Origin of the sequence: Methylomicrobium lacus LW14 (assembly GCF_000527095.1) — a bacterium.
GTDB lineage: Bacteria > Pseudomonadota > Gammaproteobacteria > Methylococcales > Methylomonadaceae > Methylomicrobium > Methylomicrobium lacus.
Map to the genome: position 1 here is coordinate 3,321,063 of NZ_AZUN01000001.1, position 20,092 is coordinate 3,341,154.

At 50.2% G+C, this 20,092-nt stretch carries 19 protein-coding genes and 1 pseudogene; 17 read left to right on the forward strand and 3 right to left on the reverse strand.

The features are described from left to right. Positions 1 to 226 precede the first annotated feature (226 nt). The 15 genes and pseudogenes from METLA_RS0115420 (at position 227) to METLA_RS21010 (ending at position 12,138) form a co-directional block, all read left to right on the forward strand. Positions 227 to 1,504, forward strand: coding sequence for a formylmethanofuran dehydrogenase subunit B (locus METLA_RS0115420; protein ID WP_024299402.1), 1,278 nt, complete (start codon positions 227 to 229; stop codon positions 1,502 to 1,504). Continuing rightward, on the forward strand, positions 1,498 to 3,162 hold the full coding sequence (locus tag METLA_RS0115425) for a formylmethanofuran dehydrogenase subunit A (RefSeq protein ID WP_024299403.1): 1,665 nt from the start codon (positions 1,498 to 1,500) through the stop codon (positions 3,160 to 3,162). The genes METLA_RS0115420 and METLA_RS0115425 overlap by 7 nt, the downstream gene beginning before the upstream one ends. An 89-nt stretch (positions 3,163 to 3,251) precedes the next feature. Continuing rightward, the gene (locus tag METLA_RS0115430) at positions 3,252 to 3,467 is read left to right on the forward strand and encodes a type II toxin-antitoxin system Phd/YefM family antitoxin (RefSeq protein ID WP_024299404.1); all 216 of its coding nucleotides are present in this window, start codon (positions 3,252 to 3,254) and stop codon (positions 3,465 to 3,467) included. Between the two features lie 173 nt (positions 3,468 to 3,640). Next, the gene (locus tag METLA_RS0115440; RefSeq protein WP_024299405.1) at positions 3,641 to 3,901 is read left to right on the forward strand and encodes a DUF4160 domain-containing protein; all 261 of its coding nucleotides are present in this window, start codon (positions 3,641 to 3,643) and stop codon (positions 3,899 to 3,901) included. A 4-nt stretch (positions 3,902 to 3,905) separates the two neighbouring features. Continuing rightward, positions 3,906 to 4,160 carry a DUF2442 domain-containing protein gene (locus METLA_RS0115445; protein WP_024299406.1) on the forward strand — a complete coding sequence of 85 codons (255 nt, stop codon included), beginning with the start codon at positions 3,906 to 3,908 and terminating at the stop codon, positions 4,158 to 4,160. A gap of 34 nt (positions 4,161 to 4,194) precedes the next feature. Next, positions 4,195 to 5,091, forward strand: a complete 897-nt coding sequence (gene fhcD / locus METLA_RS0115450; protein ID WP_024299407.1) for a formylmethanofuran--tetrahydromethanopterin N-formyltransferase — start codon at positions 4,195 to 4,197, stop codon at positions 5,089 to 5,091. Further along, on the forward strand, positions 5,088 to 5,900 hold the full coding sequence (locus METLA_RS0115455; RefSeq protein ID WP_024299408.1) for a formylmethanofuran dehydrogenase subunit C: 813 nt from the start codon (positions 5,088 to 5,090) through the stop codon (positions 5,898 to 5,900). The genes fhcD and METLA_RS0115455 overlap by 4 nt, the downstream gene beginning before the upstream one ends. Positions 5,901 to 6,137: 237 nt before the next feature. Then, positions 6,138 to 6,503, forward strand: a complete 366-nt coding sequence (locus METLA_RS0115460) for a type II toxin-antitoxin system RelE/ParE family toxin (RefSeq protein WP_024299409.1) — start codon at positions 6,138 to 6,140, stop codon at positions 6,501 to 6,503. A gap of 1 nt (position 6,504) precedes the next feature. Then, the gene (locus tag METLA_RS0115465; protein ID WP_024299410.1) at positions 6,505 to 6,891 is read left to right on the forward strand and encodes a helix-turn-helix domain-containing protein; all 387 of its coding nucleotides are present in this window, start codon (positions 6,505 to 6,507) and stop codon (positions 6,889 to 6,891) included. Beyond that, positions 6,866 to 7,279 (forward strand): protein-export chaperone SecB, encoded by a 414-nt coding sequence (locus METLA_RS0115470; RefSeq protein WP_024299411.1) that lies wholly within the window; start codon positions 6,866 to 6,868, stop codon positions 7,277 to 7,279. The genes METLA_RS0115465 and METLA_RS0115470 overlap by 26 nt, the downstream gene beginning before the upstream one ends. A gap of 69 nt (positions 7,280 to 7,348) precedes the next feature. After that, positions 7,349 to 7,761 (forward strand): annotated as a pseudogene (locus METLA_RS21000) (GltB/FmdC/FwdC-like GXGXG domain-containing protein); the annotation flags it as partial. Between the two features lie 60 nt (positions 7,762 to 7,821). Continuing rightward, positions 7,822 to 8,163, forward strand: coding sequence for a hypothetical protein (locus tag METLA_RS22690; RefSeq protein ID WP_152539457.1), 342 nt, complete (start codon positions 7,822 to 7,824; stop codon positions 8,161 to 8,163). A 952-nt stretch (positions 8,164 to 9,115) separates the two neighbouring features. Further along, positions 9,116 to 10,303, forward strand: coding sequence for a DUF262 domain-containing protein (locus tag METLA_RS0115485; RefSeq protein ID WP_024299412.1), 1,188 nt, complete (start codon positions 9,116 to 9,118; stop codon positions 10,301 to 10,303). An 18-nt stretch (positions 10,304 to 10,321) separates the two neighbouring features. After that, positions 10,322 to 11,143, forward strand: coding sequence for a HEPN domain-containing protein (locus METLA_RS0115490; protein ID WP_024299413.1), 822 nt, complete (start codon positions 10,322 to 10,324; stop codon positions 11,141 to 11,143). A gap of 647 nt (positions 11,144 to 11,790) precedes the next feature. Further along, positions 11,791 to 12,138, forward strand: a complete 348-nt coding sequence (locus METLA_RS21010; RefSeq protein WP_024299414.1) for a hypothetical protein — start codon at positions 11,791 to 11,793, stop codon at positions 12,136 to 12,138. A gap of 29 nt (positions 12,139 to 12,167) precedes the next feature. Here the strand turns inward: METLA_RS21010 and METLA_RS0115505 are convergent, their stop codons facing one another. Then, positions 12,168 to 13,553 carry a Fic family protein gene (locus tag METLA_RS0115505; protein WP_024299415.1) on the reverse strand — a complete coding sequence of 462 codons (1,386 nt, stop codon included), beginning with the start codon at positions 13,551 to 13,553 and terminating at the stop codon, positions 12,168 to 12,170. A gap of 370 nt (positions 13,554 to 13,923) precedes the next feature. Between METLA_RS0115505 and METLA_RS0115510 the strand changes: the two genes are divergently transcribed. After that, positions 13,924 to 16,281, forward strand: coding sequence for a penicillin-binding protein 1A (locus METLA_RS0115510; RefSeq protein ID WP_024299416.1), 2,358 nt, complete (start codon positions 13,924 to 13,926; stop codon positions 16,279 to 16,281). A gap of 169 nt (positions 16,282 to 16,450) precedes the next feature. Next, positions 16,451 to 17,614: a polyphosphate kinase 2 gene (gene ppk2 / locus METLA_RS0115515; RefSeq protein WP_024299417.1), complete on the forward strand. Its 1,164-nt coding sequence runs from the start codon at positions 16,451 to 16,453 to the stop codon at positions 17,612 to 17,614. Between the two features lie 38 nt (positions 17,615 to 17,652). On the opposite strand, the gene METLA_RS0115520 is transcribed toward ppk2, so the two are convergent. Both METLA_RS0115520 and METLA_RS0115525 read right to left on the reverse strand, forming a co-directional pair. Beyond that, positions 17,653 to 18,156 carry a hypothetical protein gene (locus tag METLA_RS0115520; protein ID WP_024299418.1) on the reverse strand — a complete coding sequence of 168 codons (504 nt, stop codon included), beginning with the start codon at positions 18,154 to 18,156 and terminating at the stop codon, positions 17,653 to 17,655. Between the two features lie 188 nt (positions 18,157 to 18,344). Continuing rightward, positions 18,345 to 19,937, reverse strand: coding sequence for an ABC-F family ATPase (locus METLA_RS0115525; protein ID WP_024299419.1), 1,593 nt, complete (start codon positions 19,935 to 19,937; stop codon positions 18,345 to 18,347). Positions 19,938 to 20,092 lie beyond the last annotated feature (155 nt).

The window sequence follows — 20,092 nt, forward strand, 5'->3', positions numbered from 1 at the left end:
GACCGTCGTTCCGCGACGGTTTGCGACAAACCTGCGCGGATAAATTGATGAAAACCATCGATTATAACTCATATTAGGATGGCTGACATGAACAACTTATGCATTCAGATGCACGCCATTATCGAGACAGTCGCAGCGAATTAGGGTTAAAATAGCCGCAAAATCACGGGTATGGGCATGTAGCCCGAACCCGGTCATCTCATACATAATTCAGAAGGACAGCTTGATGACTGAAATAACTGAAGTACCGAGTCCTTTTTGCGGCATCGGCACGGATGACCTGACGATTCAGGTGGACGGCCTGGCGCTGAAAGTGACGGCGAACGGTTGCGCGGTAAACACGCCCGCGTTCGAGCAGGCGATCACCGATACCTCTCCTCGAGTTGACGGCAAGGAGGTCAGTCTGGAGGTTGCCGCGAAAAAGGCGGCGGGGCTGCTGAAAGACACCCAACTGCCGGTGATCGGCGGCTGCGCGACCGACGTGAACGGCATGCGCGCGCTGTTGGCGCTGGCCGATCGTGTTGGCGCGGTGGTCGACAACATGAATTTCTCGGCCGCCCGCAACAACCTGTTGACGCTGCAGGATTCGGGCTGGATGAACACCACGCTGGCCGAAGTCAAAAACCGTTGCGATTTGCTGCTGGTCGTCGGCACCGACCTGGAAGCTTTCGCGCCGCGCTTCTTCGAGCGTTATCTCTGGAACAAGGAAGCGATGTTCGTCGACGATACGGCGAGTCGCCAGGTGATCTATCTCGGCAAGGCGCCGTCAGGCAACGCCTCGACTTCGCCGAACGGTCAGGCCGCGAAGGTATTGACCTGCGCCGATGCGGATTTGCCGGAAGTGATCGCGGTCCTGCGCACGCTGGTCAAGGGCCAGCCGATTCAGGCGCAAACGGTCGCCGGCATCGCGATCGCAGACCTGCAAACGCTCGCCGAACAATTGAAGGCCGCGCGTTACAGCGTCGTGACCTGGGCCGCCGGTGCCCTGGCGTTCCGTCAGGCCGAACTGACCGTGCAGACCCTGTCGGAGATGATCAAGGACATCAACGACATGAATACCCGCAGCTCCGGCCTGCCGCTCGGCGGCAAGGAAGGCGACCAGACCGCCAATCAGGTCTGCGGCTGGACCACGGGCTTTCCGGCGCGCACCCGTTTCTCCCGAGGTTATCCCGAATACGATCCGTTTCTGAACGATGCGAACGCGTTGATCGCGAACGACGAGGCCGACGCGCTGGTCTGGGTGCAGGCATTCAACGCGAAAGCCACGCCGCCCACAGACCATCTGCCGACGATCGTGATCGGCCGTTCCGGCATGACCTTCGCTAAAGAACCCGATGTGTTCATTCCGGTCGGCACACCCGGCATCGATCATGCAGGCCACGCCTACCGGATGGACAACGTGGTTGCGATCCGGCTGAAAAAATTGCGCGACTCAGGCCTGCCGAGCACGGCCGACGCGCTTCATGCGATTGAAAACGCCCTACGCGAGATGAATGTATGCTGATAAAACTCACAGGTGGAACCGTCTATGATCCTGCCGCCGGCGTCGACGGCAAAAAACAGGATATTTACATTCAGGACGGGCGCATCGTCAAGAAGCCCGTGAAGGACGTGCAAATCGATAAGGAATACGATCTGAAAGGCAAGGTCGTGATGTCCGGCGCGATCGACATGCATACGCATATCGGCGGCGGCAAGGGCAACATCGCCCGGACTTTACTGCCGGAAGATCACCGCCAGGACCCGGTCGCGCGCACCGAATGCACACGGTCCGGTTGCGGCCATGCGATGCCGAGCACCTTCGTGACCGGCTACCGCTATGCCGAGATGGGCTACACGGCCGGCTTCGAGCCGGCGGTGCTGCCGGTCAACGCGCGCCAGGCGCACATGGAAATGGCCGACATTCCGATCCTGGACAAGGGCGGTTATGCGATGCTTGGCAGCGACGACTACCTGCTGCGTATGCTGACCGCGAAAAAGGATCAGAAGGCGGTCAATGACTATGTCGCCTGGACCATGCAGGCGGCGAAGGCGATCGGCATCAAGGTGGTCAATCCGGGCGGCATCAATGCGTTCAAGTTCAACCAGCGCAAACTCGAACTGGACGAGCAGAACAGCCATTACGGCGTCACGCCGCGGCAAATCCTGCAAACCCTGGCGACTGCGGTCAAGGAACTCGGCGTTTCGCACCCGCTGCACGTGCACGGCTGCAACCTCGGCGTTCCGGGCAATATGGAAACCACGCTCGACACGATGGAAGGCATCGGCGGTTTGCCGATGCATTTGACGCATATCCAGTTTCATAGCTACGGCACCGAAGGCGATTTCAAGTTTTCGTCCGGCGCGGCAAAGATCGCCGAAGCGGTCAACAAGCACAAGAACATTACGATCGACGTCGGCCAGGTCCTGTTCGGGCAAACGGTTACCGCGTCCGGCGACAGCATGCGCCAGCACGCGAACCACAAGCACGCGAACCCGAACAAATGGGTCACGATGGACATCGAGTGCGATGCCGGCTGCGGGGTCGTGCCGTTCAGGTACCGCGACCAGAACTTCGTGAATGCCTTGCAATGGGCCATCGGGCTTGAAACCTTCCTGCTGGTCGACGATCCGTGGCGCATCTTCCTGACCACCGACCATCCGAACGGCGCGCCGTTCACCAGCTATCCGCATTTGATCCGCCTGTTGATGGACAAAACGTTCCGCAACGACATGTTGTCGCGGATTCATCCCGAAGCGCAAAAGATGACGACCCTGGCGTCGATCGACCGCGAATATTCCTTGCAGGAAATCGCGATCATGACCCGCGCTGGTGCGGCCAAGCTGATCGGATTGCAAGACCGCGGCGGCCTGAGCCCCGGCAACTGGGCGGACATCACGATCTATACCGACAACGCCGACCGCGAAAAAATGTTCGAGAAACCGGACTATGTGTTCAAGGACGGCGATCTGGTCGTGCGGGACGGCAAGGTGATCCACAGCAAATGGGGCACCACCCATGTCGTGAAGCCTGATTTCGATCCGTCGGTCGAGAAAGGCCTGAAGGACTATTTCGACCGTTATCTGACGATGAAACTCGGCAACTTCAAGATCAGCGACGATGAAATAACCGAAGACGGACGCGGCAGCATCACCGTGCATCCGCTGCAAGGCAAAAATTAGAAATCTGAAGATTGATTGTAAGTCGGGTTGCCTGCTTTTTGGCAACCCGACAATCAGGCTGGCATCAAGAATTTCACCGGAGTCATTACATGCCTACTACGATTTTGGCGGAAACCGCCGCGAGCATTGCGGAACTTAATAAAGATCCGGTCGCCATTCTTGACCATAATGAGCCCGCTTTTTACTGTATTCCGGCCAAAGCCTATGAAGCGCTGATGGACAAACTGGAAGATGTCGAGCTGACCGCCATCGTTGAAGCAAGAAAAAAACAACCTGAAATAGAAGTGGATTGGGATGACCTATAAACTTCTCTTTAAAGAGCAGGCTTTGGAAGAATGGAATAATCTTGATCAAACGATTCGTGAGCAATTCGTCATAATATTGACGAGTATTGACATTGACCCCTTGCTATTGCGCGACCCACCGCTGACACGAAAAAAAACGTTTGTAAGCTAAAACCTGAATTAGGATAAAAACCATGCCAACGATTTCGATGTTTTACGGCATCCTAATCAAAATGTTCTTTGACGATCACGCACCGCCGCATTTTCATGCCGAATATGGCGAATACGAATTGGTCGTTGCGATTAGCCCGATCAAAATCATCAAAGGGGATGCGCCAAAGCGCGTTAAATCAATGGTTTTAGAATGGACAGCTCTACATCAGGAGGAATTATTGCTGGATTGGGCGCTTTGTAAAAATATGCAACCTCCTGTTGCTATCGAACCCTTGGAGTGATGCCATGTTTTACATCAAAACGATAGAGCCAAATGCAGCCAATTACAGCATCAAGATAACGTTTAGCGATAATGTCACGATTATTGCTGACTTTAAAGAGTTACTGGACAAGGGCGTCATGACGGCTTTAAAAAATCCTGCTGACTTTAATCACGTGCAAATAGGTCATAAAGGCCGTTCAATCGTATGGCCTGAACAAGATATCGATTTCTGCGCCGACAGCTTACGGCTAAAATTTTATCCGTCGCAAGCGGCGTAAAAAACATAATAAAAACGATAATGAGAAAAACAATATGATTATCAACGGTGTAACGATAGACGCAACCTTCGCCGAAGCGTTTCCGATGAAGGCGACGCGGGCGATCATCACCGCGCAGAACGAAAAATGGGCGATGATTTCCGCGCAGGCGATGACCGGTTTCGCAACCTCGGTGATTGCCTGCGGCTGCGAGGCAGGCATCGAGCGGGTTCTCGATCCGTCCGAAACCCCTGACGGGCGGCCCGGCGTCTCGATCATGATTTTCGCGATGGGCGGCAAGGGCCTGGCGAAACAACTCGAAACCCGCGCCGGCCAGTGCGTGCTGACCTCGCCAACTTCGGCCTTATTCGCGGGCATCGACGGCGGCAAACCGATTCCGCTCGGCAAAAACCTGCGCTATTTCGGCGACGGCTTTCAGGTCGCGAAAGTGATCGGCGGCAAGCGCTACTGGCGTATTCCGGTGATGGACGGCGAATTTCTGACCGAAGCGACCACCTCGCAAGTCGATGCGGTCGGCGGCGGCAATTTCCTGGTCTTGGCCGAATCGCAGCCGCAGGCACTGGCTGCCTGCGAAGCGGCGATCGAGGCGATGCGCCAGGTGCCGAACGTGATCATGCCGTTCCCCGGCGGCGTCGTGCGCTCCGGCTCGAAGGTCGGCTCCAAATACAAGGCACTCGGCGCCTCGACCAACGATGCATTCTGCCCGACCCTGAAAGGCATGACCCAGACCGAACTGTCGCCGGAAGTCGAGTCGGTGATGGAAATCGTGATCGACGGTTTGACCAAGGAGGACATCGACAAGGCGATGCGCGCCGGCATTCAGGCGGTCTGCGACCTCGGCGCCGCCAACGGCATCAAACGCATCAGCGCCGGCAACTACGGCGGCAAACTCGGACCGTTCCACTTTCATTTGCAGGAGATCATGGCATGAGCGCGCTCACCTTTACGCTGAAACACCGACCCGACCAGAGCGTCGACCTGTCGCCCCTGGTCTGCCATAACCTGGAAGGCAAGGAAAATCGCGAGATCGCCGCGCTCGAACTGCAATCCGGCAAAGCGAAACTGCGCGTCGATGCGCTGTTCACCATTTCCGGCAATGATCCGCATAACATCGTGATCAAGAACAGTTTTGGCAAGCTCGACTTCATCGGCAAGGAATTGAGCGGCGGCAGCATCCGCGTCGAAGGCGACGCCGGCGCTTATCTCGGCCTGGACATGAAGTCCGGCAACATCCGGGTCACCGGCAATGCCGGCCTCTATGCCGCCTGCGAAATGAAAAAAGGCACGCTCGAAATCGACGGCAACGCCGGCGATTTCCTCGGCGGCGCGCTGCCCGGCAACAAGATGGGCATGAAAGGTGGCCTGATCCTGGTCAAAGGCAACGTCGGCGAACGCGCCGGCGACCACATGCGCCGCGGCACGATCCTGATCGAAGGTAACGCCGGGGACTACTGTGGTTCCAGAATGACCGCCGGCACCATCGCGGTGATGGGCCAAACCGGCCGCTATGCTGGTTATGCGATGCGCCGCGGCACGCTGCTGCTATGGAACCAGCCGCAGCTTCCGGCCAGCTTCAACGACTGCGGGGCGCATACGTTGGGATTTTTGCCGCTGTTGTTTGCATCTTTCAAAAGCCTAAATTCGCGTTTTGCGGATGCGGCGGTGGGTTTTAACCGTGTTCGGCGTTATGCGGGGGATATGGCGGAAATGGGGCGGGGGGAGGTCTTGGTTAAGCTGTAAGATAAGGCACGAAGCCCGTCAATCGCGCGTGATGGGCTTCCCTTGGTCAAGTCCACCCTCGGTCCTATGGTCCCTGGTCGCCAAGATCTTTCAGTAGGAAGCTGCTCATATCTTTTACAGCTCTCCATTGCTTATATAATTTGCAAATAAATTTTACCTATTGAAAAAATTAACCTATAGGTTAAAATTAAGCTGAAAATTTTGCATGAGTCTCAAAAATATAAAGTGGCGTCCGTAATGGATGGGGATGAATGCGAAACAGAAACTTTTTTGAATGATCTCGATTCAAAATATCACGCTAGCGCAGCAGGATTGATCAGGTTGATTGAACAAATCACCGAATCAGGCCTGGATGGGCTATCAACTAAGCAATTTCACTTGGTTGATGCAGAAAACAAGATCTATGAACTCATCAAAGGCGATATTAGGCTGCTGTGTTTTAAAGGCCATGCTAACTTGCTCATTGTTACGACACATGCTTTTATAAAAAAGACACAAAAGACCCCAGAAAACGATAAAAATAAAGCCATCAGGCACAAAAAAATGTATCAGCAGGCGCACGACCAGAAACAAATTATTTTGGTCCGAGACCAGGAGGAATAACATGGCAATCAAATCTTTTAAGCAACTGCTTGCAGATGCCAAGCTGCAAGACGACTATTGGGTGGAAAAAGCAAAGCTGCATTTTTCTATCGAGCTTAACCGCTTTTTTAAACAAAGCGGCATGGCGCAAAAAGACCTAGCCAAAAAAATAAACACCAGTTCGGCCTATGTCACTAAAGTTTTCAGAGGGGATGCCAACTTTACTATTGAAACCATGGTCAAACTAGCACGCGCAGTAGATGGCGAACTGCAGATCCGCATTGAGCCAAAGCAGTCCGATGATATTTGGTTCAGTGTGCTTCGATCTCAAACAAAAGAGCAAGAATTTGATGATGCATGGATAAAATACAGTAAAGATAAAAATGAAAAAATATCCTCTGCGGCTTGAGCGCTATTTTTTTACCGAACAACAAGTCAATGCCAATCCTGGTTTTGATCAGGATGATACGGTACCTTCCATACTTGATTTCTTTTACAATGTTCAAACCGTTCGAATCGGGGGAAACGATCATGAATACGGAATTACCGCAAAAGTCTCCCTTAACCATGAGCAGAGCCAAAATCCACCGTATTTTTTTTCAATCTCTGCTTTTGGCATTATCGCCGCCAACGAGGACATCGACGCAGCAGCCGTCGAAAGCATGATAGAAACCACAGGGGCGCAGATGCTTTTAGGTGCTATTCGTGAACGCCTTTCAGATATGACGGCTCGCGGGCCGTGGGGGCCTATCTATCTGGATTTTGTACCTCTGCCGCTAACGACAACGAACAAATAATATTCAAAAAGAAAAAAAACGTAACAGCTGGTTTTTTATTTTACATCAGTACGACGAATCAATCGTATGGCCGTGCCCGGCAACAAAATGGGTATGAAAGGCGGCCTGTCCTGGTCAAAGGCAATGTCGGCGAACGCGCCGGCGACCACATGCGCCGCGGCACGATCCTGATCGAAGGCAACGCGGGCGACTACTGCGGTTCGCGGATGACAGCCGGCACCATCGCGGTGATGGGCCAGACCGGCCGCTATGCCGGCTATGCGATGCGCCGCGGCACTCTGTTGCTGTGGAACCCGCTGCAGCTTTCCGCTACTTTCAACGATTGCGGCGCGCATACGTTGGGATTTTTGCCGATGCTGTTTGCTTCGTTCAAAAGCCTGAATTCGCGCTTTGCCGATGCGGCGGTTTCGTTTAACCGGGTGCGGCGTTATGCGGGAGATATGGCGGAAATGGGGCGGGGTGAGGTTTTAGTTAAATTGTAGGATGTACCAAGGTACGAAGCTCATCCTATGGTCATTTTTCACACAGCTTGAGTAATTACCATGCAAATAGAAGTTCATTGCGATGATGGAAGTTCCAGAAATTGTTATGGCACCGTTGATATAGATCTTAAATATTCAGGGCTTTATCACGAAAATGTAACTGTCAACTGGATTCATGATAATAGAGGTCGGGAGATAGTGGATAGTATTATCATTACCCCGCCAAACTCCGCTTGGGTGGAGCAAAATAGGGATTTCCTTAGTCCGTCCGATATTGAATCTATAGAGAAAGACGGGATCTTTGAAGTTTATTACTCGGACCGTCCACATCATGAAGTCTGTAGTGCTTGCGGGTCGGACCAGGATTACGATGATGAAGGTAATAATATTACAGCTTTGTGAACCATGCTTGTAGGTCGGGCACGCTTTTTGTGCCCGACTTTTCGGTGCTTAAACGTCGGGCAACGATGAAGACGTTGCCCGACGTGGGCTTGTGTATAAAAACATGAGTTTAGGTGCGAAGCGCATCTTACGTAATTGGAGGTCACGTTGAATACCGCAAAAAATGAAATTCAATCATTGCTCCAGAAACTGCCTGATGATTGCTCGTACGAAGACATTCAATATCACCTTTATGTGATTGAAAAAATAAGAAAAGGGATTGAAAGATCGAAGGTATCGTCTTTCAAGACGAAATCGAGAAGCGATTCGATAAATGGGCTACAAAGTAGTCTGGTCGACGGAAGCTATCGAAGATTTGGAGTCGATAGCCGGCTATATTGGCCGGGACTCGGAGTTCTATGCAAGAACCGTCGTGTCGAAGATTTTACAGCTAGCCAGAAACCTTAAATATTTTCCCTGAATTGGAAGAATCGAGCCGGAACTCAATGATGAAAATATCAGAGAGTGGTTCATATACAGTTATCGAGCGGTTTATCATATCGAACAGAATCGAATACTTGTGGAGGCAATCATTCATAACAAACGATTGATCGATAACATTTTCGATAGATTTAGAAAGCTTACCTAATCGACTGGCTTTTTCTCTAATAAGACAATGGTGCGCATTGCGCACCTTTTTCGTTGTTTGGTGTTCGTTAAAGGGTGATGCGCATTTGTGGCTAGGTTTAGGAGCGCCCCAACGATGGGGCCTGAAGTGTTCTGGTTTTTTGCGAAAACACAACCCATTTTGAGAGTTAGTCAATGTTTCTTATTAGCAGAGCTGTCAGACTGTCTAATGTGAAGGGTAGTGATGTTGCGATAGAATCAAAAACGCAAATTCCACCTTTTTCCTAAGGTTCAAATAACAATCTGTTTTACACTAAATTACAAACGTGGAAATACTAATAAGGCTATGGCAGATATAATCGATACTAATGCAATTAGTGATGAAGAAATTCAAGACTGGTTTGAGTCTGAAGAAGAATTAAGTAGCTCAGATCAGGAGGTGCAGAAAATCCCCTTGGAAGAGAAGTATTCCTCTAGCCAATTAAGAGTTGTTAGAACTTCAATGGATTTCACTCTTTATCACCTAAAACAGTCTCTGGAAGACAAAGAATACATTAACGCATCGCCAAAATATCAAAGACGGCACCGCTGGGATATTAAAAAAAGATCTCAGCTAATAGAGTCATTTCTGATGAACATCCCTGTGCCATCAGTGTTCCTATTTGAAAATGACTACAATCAGTACGAAATAATGGATGGCCGACAAAGGATAGATACACTTAGAAGCTTCATGAATAATGAATTCCCATTACGTGGTCTTGAGTTTTGGAAGGAACTGGAAGGTAATCGGTTTCACGATCTACCAAGCATTATCCAAAAAGGGTTGGCAAGGAGAACTATTAATGCCGTTGTTTTGCTGGCAGAGACATCAAAGCAGGATGAATCCGGCGTTGATATTAGGAAGATTTTGTTCAAGAGGCTGAATACAGGTGGTGTTCAACTCAATCCTCAAGAGCTGAGAAATGCATTATATCCAGGTAGATTCAACGACCTTATAGCTAGCTTGTCTCGGTACTCAACGTTTACCAAAGCTTGGGGCATACCTGATGCCAGTGATAAAGAAAGCATCGACTCAGATGCTAAATTATTAAAGAACTCATTGTATAAAAGTATGGCTGATTGCGAGTTGGTCGTGCGATATTTTGGTATAAAAAGGCTAGTAGAAGAAAAATTGGGTGGCTCGTTAAGATCCATTCTTGATAAAACTTGTAAAAACTACCAATTTATAGACGAAGCCCAAGAGATAAAATATGAGGCAGAGTTTAAAAGAGTAATTGAGGGTTTATACAGTATTTTCGGCGACAATATCTTTAAAATTCCTTCTACAGGAAAATTAAGTCGACCTCTTTATGATGCTTTAATGGTTGCCTACAGTTTAATTCCTGAGGATTCTATATCGCCTAAAACTGCAATCATCGATAGATTATCAAAAGTTCAGCCCGGAAGTGATGACTATGAAACTTTGATTGGTAAAGGTAATACTGCTGATTCGATCAGGGAGAGAGTTGAATTAGCTAAGAAGATTTTGTCTTGACATTAAAGGTAATGTGAAATGTATAGCACGCTGCCTGAATATATTAGCGACATGAATAAAGTAAGTTCGCTGCTAAAGCTTACTGATTCATTGAAAAATTTTATTGGAGAGAATTCCGATGAAATAGATGTCTTGGAAAATGAATTCTTCAAAAGTGTTTTTGAGTTGCAAAATCTTTCTCGTGAAAATCATGCAAATCTTGTTGTTTTAAACGGAACGTTATTGCTCTTTATGGTTGGTCGCTTTGAAAGTTTTGTTCGCTCAACCTTTGAAGAACTATGTATTAATACGGCTGAAAAAGCTGAGCGATTTACCTACCTCCCTAAAGAAATGAGAGAAAGCTTAGTTACTTATACTGCTGAAGTTATTTCTAATCCAAGAAAGTATGGGCATGCTGATTTAGGTGTAAGAAATTTCGTGAGAGTATTGTCTGATAATTTGTCAGACAATAAAGAACTAACTGAAATAAACTCCAACTGTATATCGATCACATCTGAAAATATGAGGCCGACTGTATTGTCGGATCTATTTAAAAGGGTTGGTATAAAGAACATTTGGGAAAAAATAAGTCAGCAAGCTAAAATCCAAATTTTTTTTGAAACTCATGACGCAAGCAAGGCAAAAAAAGACATTGAAAGATACTTAGGTGAACTGATGGATAAGAGAAATTCCATAGCTCATCCTTCCTCAAGTTTTACATGGCCTGATCATGATTACGTTCAAAGAACAGCTGAATTTCTCAAAGTCTTAGGTACTGTGTTGGTAGATTCATTGGAAGTTATTGAATTTGATCTAGGTCAACGAATTGAAGAAGCCAGGGCTAATAAGGCAACTCAATAGCGTATGAAGCCGCGTAGGTAGTGCATGTTGTTTGTTCCCGACTTATCGATGCTCATATGTCGTACAACGATCATTTTTTTGTGGCGATACGGCCGTACGGCGGATCAATCAGTGCAGGGTGGATTCGCCGCCAGGCAATCCGCCATCATCGGAGCCCGCCAAGCCGACTTTCACCCGGATCTTTCTGACCGGGATTTTTCTTTTCGATTATTTTATATTTTCGAAAGTTGAACGCTCGGCCATGGCGGTTTGCTCGGCAACTGCTCCTTGCGTTGCCCTACCTCCTGCATCCCTGCAGTCGTGACGCGAAACCGTCCTACGCATCTTCCACTATGTTTGTTTTTATTTGGGGAGGTTGCGATGTCCAATTATCGGCGCAATTTCGTGCAGGATGGCTGTTACTTTTTCACGGTTAATTTGCTGGACCGGCAACGGCCCTTGCTGACGGATCATATCGATTTATTACGTTATTCTGTGCGGCGAGTTAAAGTTTTGTATCCTTTCCACATTGATGCTTGGTAACCGTTCAGTTCCCCTCTTTGAAAAAGAGGGGCTAGGGGAGATTTTTTAAATAAATCCCCCTCTATCCCCCTTTTTCAAAGGGGGAGGTGAACACTTACGATGCTTAGGTGGTATTGCCGGATCACATGCACTTCATATGGTCATTACCGCTCGATACGGATGACTTTCCTGTCCGTTGGCGCTTGATCAAACTACTGTTCTCAAAAGGATTGCCACATACCGAACGATTGTCATCCGTCCGCCTTCAACGCGCTGAACGGGGTATTTGGCAAAGCTTCCGCTCCTTGCTCACGCTCCTTGCCTATGTCCTTGTAGGCAACGCCGTTATTGGAAACATACCATTTCTTCCGAACGAGATTATGCTTAACATGTCGATTATGTTCATGTCAATCGGGTATGCGATTGGCCATATTCCTCTTTTCACCGCTATGTTCGCGACGGCATTCTTTCGGTGGATTGGCGCGGTGATGTAGGGGATTTACCCAATGTGCTTGATTAACAGCTAGTCATCTTTCCTATCTTGGTAAATTTGTTCAACATCCGCCAGTTTTTGCCCGAGGTCGGGCGGAGCGACAAAAACGAATTGATTGCCGTATTTTCGTTTAGTCAAAATTTTATAGTCATCGGCCAGCTTTAATAAATCCGTCCGGGCGGTTTGGTAGCTGATTTTATGCGCCGCTTGATGTTCCTGGATGCTGTAAATGGCATTCGGATGGTCGAGGGCATGGCGCAGAATAGCCAGCTGGCGATGATTGAGTTGACCTTGCAGAGCTGAGCCGTCTAACCGTTTTTCGATAGTGTGCAATTCCGCCGCTTTTACTTCCAAATAATTGTGTAGTGCGGTAATTGCCTTTTTTATTACCTCCAACTGATGGAGGATGAAATAGGTCAAGTCGTTGTCGTCGGTCTCCGTATATAAATAGGCTCTGCCGTACTGGGCTGGCGCCTGTTTGATGATGCGGGAGATCGAAATAAACTCCATCAGCCAGTATTGCTGATTCGCCATCGACCAATAGAAAAGCGCGCGCGCCGTCCTGCCGTTGCCGTCGATGAAAGGATGATCGTAGCCGATCATAAAATGCAGGATAATTGCCCTAATCACTGGATGTATAAATTCTTGACCATCCAAATCGTTGGCAAACCGGCATAGTCGTTCGATTCTGGATGGAAGTTCTATCGCATCCGGAGGTGTATGCAGCAGAACCGATGCAGTCGCATCGACAACATGGATGTCGTCGTCTGCACCACGGAATTTACCGGCCTTGTTGGCGTCTTCGAGTGTGGCTTCGGTTAGCAAGCGATGAAGTTCGAACAGGATGGCAGGCGTCAATTTTTCCTGTTTATATTCGCGAATAAATTTCATCGCCTGATAGTTATTGAAGATCATTTGCTCGCTGTGATCTTTCGGTTTTCGGCCCTGTCTCAGCATTTCTTTTGCGATATTGCGGGTCGTGGATGCGCCCTCCAGTTGGCTGGAGCTGATGGACTCCTCAATCAGCGAGCTGACCAAATAGGTGTCCCGAGTATGCGGATTGGCGACTGGCTTGTCCATGCTGATGCGTCCGGCGGCATTTTGATCGATCCAATGCAAATCCCTATAAATAGCATCTGTCATACAGAATTGGAATACAGCGCCGGATTTACTCGTGATCGGTAATCTTTTGTAAAGCTTTCTACGAGCCATTTTTAACGCCAGCCAGTACTCTTCTGAAGACCAGTCTTCAGGGGGCTGCAAATGCCGTATTTTATCCCAATGCAAATAACGGCCATCTTCATTTGTCGGGCCAATGTTGGGATTGAATAACCTAATAAACCTCTCTCGATCACTCTCTTGGCTGAACTTTGAAAAAAGTGTTTCGAAAGAAGGTGGAGAGAGTGGCAATTTCATGGCGAACGCATGGGTTACTCATATTTGAAGAATTAGTATAACACCCCCCTCTAAAGGCTACTAATTTTTAAAAAATTAGTATAGTCGTGCGAAGGATCCGTCTTAGGGGGATTCGCCGCTAGGCAATCCACTATCATCGGAGCCATCCAAGCCGAATTTCACCCGAACCTTTCAGGTCGATATTTTCCTTTTCGGTTTTTCCCATGTATTTGAGGTGTGCGTATGACTGTAGGAACTATTGTCGGTTGAGTCGCGTCTCGGTATACACGGATCAATAAGTTTTTGCGCTCTATCTCTATCTTGAGACGGAATAGCCTGAGGCTTCTCTGGTGTAAGTATGTTAGGACTGGCTCCGACTTCTCAGGCCCTGGTGTCTAAAAAGCCACTCTATAAGTCATTTCTCGAATGGCTGCTCTTCTTTTTGATTGTCATCAGCGTCTGCATGATGGGTTCCGGCTACTATATCTACAGCCGTCTGCTGACCATCCTGCCTGATGTCAAAACGCTGGATCATTTCCAGTATCAAGCGCCTTTGAAAATTTATACCCGCGACAAGCGGCTGATAGCTCAATTCGGCGTACAAAACAGAACGCCGGTCACCCTGGATCAAATTCCGCAACCCCTGATTCATGCATTTATCGCGTCCGAAGATGATCGTTTCTACGCGCATGCCGGCGTGGATTTCGACGGCCTTGTCCGCGCCGGCCGGCAACTCGTGTTGACCGGCGAGAAACAACAGGGCGGCAGCACGATCACGATGCAAGTCGCCCGTCTTTTTCTGCTCAGCAATGAAAAAACCTTCCTGAGGAAAATAAAGGAAATCATTCTGGCCCGGAAGATTGAACGCGAATATTCAAAAAATCACATCCTTGAGCTTTATTTAAACCAGATCTACCTGGGCCATCGCGCTTATGGGGTCACCGCCGCCGCTCAGACTTATTACGGCAAGTCCCTGAACCAGCTGACTCTGGCGGAATACGCGATGCTTGCAGGCCTCCCCAAGGCGCCGTCCGCCAATAATCCCATCACGAACGAGACCCGCGCGATCCAAAGGCGTAATTATGTCCTGCACCGGATGCTGGAACTCGGCTACATTACAAAATCTGACTATGACGGCGCGATAAACCAGCGTTCAACGGCAAAACTGCACTATCAATCCGCTGACATATCGGCGCCTTATGTGGCCGAAATGGTCAGGCAGGCGATTTTCGAACGCTATGGCGAGCAGGCCTATACTTCAGGGCTGAATGTCTACACGACGATCAGCGGACTGCTGCAAACGACGGCCGATCAGGCGCTGCGCAATACGCTGCATGCTTATGACGAGCGCCATGGCTATCGGTCGGCTTCCGCTCTTGAGGACAAAGGCAATTTTAATGAATTGCCTGTGATAGGCGATACGCTTCCCGCCACGGTGCTGAAAGTGAAAAACGATCAGGCGGCGGCAAAACTCCAGAACGGCACCCTGATTGACATCCCCAGGGAAAACATCAAATGGGCGGTCGCCGGCAGAAAAGCCATCCCAAGCCTGATCAAAACCGGCCATGTCATCCGTGTACGCCTCTTGCCCAATAAAACCTGGGCATTGACGCAAGTGCCCGAAGCCGAAGGCGCCTTTGTCGCATTAGATCCTGCCGACGGAGCCATCCTGGCTTTAACCGGCGGTTTCGACTTTTTAAGCAGCAAATTTAACCGGGCGACGCAATCGAAACGGCAGCCGGGTTCCGGTTTTAAACCAATCATTTATACTGCCGCGCTGGAGGTCGGCTATACGCCCGCCAGCATTTTTTATGATGAACCGATCGTCATCATTGAAGACCCGTTCCGCGAAGTCGAGTGGCGGCCTGAAAATTACAATCGAATATACCGGGGACCGATTCCCCTCAGAACGGCACTGGTGCATTCCAGCAACAGCGTAGCGATCAGATTACTGGATGCAATCGGCATAGATAAGGCCGTATCAACGGCCTTACGCTTCGGATTCACGCCAAGGCAATTGCCTCTTACCCTGTCCCTGGCTCTGGGCAGCGGTTACGCCTCTCCGCTGCAAATGGCGCAGGCTTATGCCGCATTCGCCAATGGCGGATTCCTGATTAAACCCTATTTTATCGAACGTATCGAATCCGGCGAAGGCAACGTCCTCTATCAGGTCAGACCCAGCATCGCTTGTCCTATCTGCACTGACAGCCGGATAAGAACGAGCCTTTATGCACCCAGAGTGATGGCGCGGGACATTCATTTTTTGATGAATTCCTTATTAGAGGATGTGGTGCAACGCGGCACCGCGGCCGGCGCCAAACTGCTCAACAGACAGGATGTCGCAGGAAAAACCGGCACGACCAATGACCATCGGGATGCCTGGTTTAATGGCTATACGCCTTCGATTGCCGCGACGGCGTGGGTCGGATTCGATAATTTTAAATCCCTTGGCAATCGCGAGACCGGCAGCAAAACGGCGCTGCCGATGTGGGTGGAATTTATGAAAACGGCGTTGGTCAATACCCCGGAAGCGCCCGTAACCATCCCCAATGGAATCGTCGAGGCCTTTATCGATCCGGCAACGGGGCAGTTAACGTACGAAGACAACAAAGCAGGAATCTGGGAGTTTTTCCAGACAGACGCCGTGCCCAGGACAGAGGCGGTTGTTTATCAAGACACGGCTGAGAGGGTAAACGCTAACGACGATAATAAACCGTTGCCTGAGGATAACGGCGAACAGGAGCGTTAGCCATAAAAAACACCTGACTATCCATGGTCGGGCTGTTCTGCCATTTTCAAATCGCAAGGCTGCAAAACATAAAGCCAAATCAATAAGTAGTTTTACTAAGTGGTGCCGGAATCAACTTTTGTTATGATTGACAGTGATATAGATTTAATCCATCCAAAGGCACTTAAGAATGGAAAAGCAAAGATCTACTACCCACTCCAACAACCCAGCGGAGAAGGTTTCGCCCCGAAATCGTAACCGGCGCAGGACTATCGATGGCGATATCTCCCCCGAGCTGACCGATGCCGGCATTGAATCCTTCGTCGTCGGCGAATCTATCGAGGCGGCACAATCGTCTGAAGAAACAGCAATTCAGGATATTCTCTCCAATATCCAATCGGGCGACACCCAAACCCTGGCGGGGACACTGGAAACCATTTTATCCGGCGCTTCTCCGGATGATGCCGCCAGGCTACGGCATGCTTTGCTGAAACAAATACGGCCTGTTATTGCCAGGAGAAAGTCCCATCCGGATGATGAATTATCGGACGATTGGCGCGAAGGCGGCTATCCCTATAAAAATCTGATGACACGGAAAAGTTATGAACAAAATAAATATCTATTACAGGTCGAACTGCTGAAATTGCAAGCCTGGGTTAAAGACACCCGGCAACGCGTCGTGATCCTGTTTGAGGGGCGCGATGCGGCAGGAAAAGGGGGGGCGATCAAACGGTTCATGGAACATCTTAACCCGCGGGGAGCAAGAGTCGTGGCGCTGGAAAAACCGTCCGAGGTCGAACGCGGGCAGTGGTATTTTCAACGCTATATTCAGCATTTGCCCACCGAAGGCGAAATCGTTATGTTCGACCGGTCCTGGTATAACCGCGCCGGCGTTGAACGAGTCATGGGTTTTTGTAGCAACGACGAATACAACGAGTTCATGCGGCAGGTTCCTGAATTTGAACGCAATCTGGTGCGCAGCGGTATTCATCTGATCAAGTTCTGGTTTTCGGTCAGCCGCCAGGAGCAGCGCCGCCGCTTTCGGGAACGAGAATCCCATCCGTTGAAGCAATGGAAGTTGTCGCCGATCGACATGGCATCACTGGATAAATGGGAAGAATATACCAAAGCCAAGGAGGCGATGTTCTTTTATACCGACACAGCCGATTCGCCGTGGACGGTGATTAAATCCGATTGCAAAAAACGCGCGCGCTTAAATGCCATGCGCTATATCCTGCATAAATTGCCTTACACCAATAAAAGCCTTGAGCACATCGGTCCTCTGGACCCGTTGCTGGTTGGCCGTGCGCATATCGTTTATGAGCAGGGTGAAGAGGACACGGCAATTTTATAGAACCCGTCCCCCTATGGATTGTTTCTATCGCGTGAGTCTCAAGCCTGTAGCGCCCCCACAGCGTCGGCCAATTCGGCCAGCAAGGTCCGCTCGTGCTCGCTGACCCGCTCGCCGCCGAAGCCCAGAAATGCACCTTCCTTCGCCGCGTTGGCGACCTTGTCGCCGAGCGTGATCAGGAAGTTGCTGTACGCTTCAATATCTTCAGTCGATCCTTTTTGCCGTAAAAGATCGACGGCGGCCCGTGCGTTGTCGATGGCTTCCTTGCGTAAAGCCGTCTGGATGTGGGCAAAATCGCCGCTAGCTTTGGCTTGGCTTTTGATCGATTCGACCGATGCCATCATTTCTTCCTTTTCGCAAAGCTCCCGTAACAACTGATTGCTGCCTTGCAAGGCGTCACGAATAGCTCCGGACGGTGCCAATGCCTCGGCGATGCTCCCGAAAAACCCGCTGGCGCCGGCAATGGCCATCGCAAGGACTACAAAATTGGGAGCGTCCCGCAGGACTTCCCATTCAGCAGAAGAAAAGTCAGTTTTTTTCGTCATATCAGTGATCTCCGATTTAAATTAAGGATTCCGCTAACAACAACTTTCCAGTGATGGTTCCCATGCTCGGCGTGGGAACCCGCTCAAGGACGCTCTGCGTCCCGAACTGCGGAGCGGTTCAGGCTGCGATTCCACGCCGAGGCTGAATTTCGGAAAGTTAATTTTGACCGAATCCTCAGCTCAGAATATTACGCCAGGTTTTGGCTGGACAGATAGTCTTCATAATTGCCATTGAAATCGACAATGCCTGCCGGCGTTAATTCAATAATCCGCGTGGCCAGCGAGGAGACAAACTCGCGGTCATGGCTGACGAATATCAGGGTGCCCGGATAGTTTTCCAGCGCCGTATTCAGCGATTCGATCGATTCCATGTCAAGGTGGTTGGTCGGCTCGTCCAGCACCATGATGTTGTTTTTTTGCAGGATCAGTTTGCCGAACAGCATCCGTCCCTGCTCGCCGCCGGAAAGGACTTTGACCGGTTTGTTGATCTCGTCCTGTGAGAATAATAAGCGGCCCAGGGTGGCGCGTATCGCTTGATCGTCGTCGCTTTCCTTGCGCCATTGGCCCATCCATTCGATCAGCGAAATGTTTTCGGCGAAGTCTTCGGCATGATCCTGGGCATAATAGCCGACTTCCGAGTTTTCCGACCATTTGACAATGCCGTCGTCCGGTCTTAAATCGCCGACCAGCGTGCGCAGCAGGGTCGATTTGCCGATGCCGTTCGGGCCGATAACCGCCACCCGCTCGCCAACCGCAACCATCAGATTCAGGTCTTTGAAGAGCCGCTTTTCACCAAAGCCTTTGCTCAGCTCTTCGACTTCCAACGCTAAACGATGCAGTTTTTTCGTTTGATCGAAGCGGATGAACGGATTGACCCGGCTGGATGGCTTCACTTCGTCGAGCTTGATTTTTTCCATCTGTCGCGCGCGCGAGGTTGCTTGCTTGGCTTTGGATGCATTGGCCGAAAAGCGGCTGACGAAGGTTTGCAGTTCGGCGATCTGCGCTTTTTTCTTCGCATTGCTCGCCAATAATTGTTCGCGGACTTGGGTCGACGCGGTCATGTAATCGTCGTAGTTGCCCGGATAAACGCGCAGTTCGCCATAATCCATGTCCGCCATATGGGTGCAGACGCTGTTCAAAAAGTGCCGGTCATGGGAAATGATGATCATGGTGCTGTTGCGTTCGTTCAGCACGCCTTCCAGCCAGCGGATCGTATTGATGTCGAGGTTGTTGGTCGGTTCGTCCAGCAACATGATGTCGGGATCGGCAAACAGGGCCTGCGCCAGCAACACCCGCAGTTTCCAGCCCGGCGCGACGGCGCTCATCGGGCCGTAATGCTGTTCGCGCGGTATTTCCAGGCCCAGCAGCAATTCGCCGGCGCGGGCTTCGGCGGTATAGCCGTCCATTTCGGCAAACTCGCTTTCGAGTTCTGCGACCAGCAAGCCGTCCGCTTCGGACATTTCCGGCAGCGCGTAGATGCGGTCGCGTTCTTTCTTGATTTGCCAGAGTTCCTTGTGCCCCATGATCACGGTGTCGATCACGCTGAATTCTTCATAGGCGAATTGGTCCTGGCGCAAAATTCCCAGCCGTTCACCGGGGCCGATGCTGACGTTGCCGGCGGAAGGCTCAAGGTCTCCGCTCAAGATTTTCATAAAGGTCGATTTGCCGCAGCCGTTGGCGCCGATCAGGCCGTAGCGGTTGCCGTCGCCGAATTTGACGGAGACGTTTTCAAACAGGGGCTTCGCCCCGAACTGCATGGTGATGTTTGCGGTGGATATCAAAGTGGTGTTCCGAAAAGGTAAATAAGGGGTTAGGGGCAAAGGCGCGAAAGGTTTTGGATTTGCGCTCCGTCATTTTACATTAACGGCTTATCTATATGGCTATAAAAAGCTTGGTTTGGTTAATGAAAACGGCGCAGCCAGAAGAGACAGGGGGG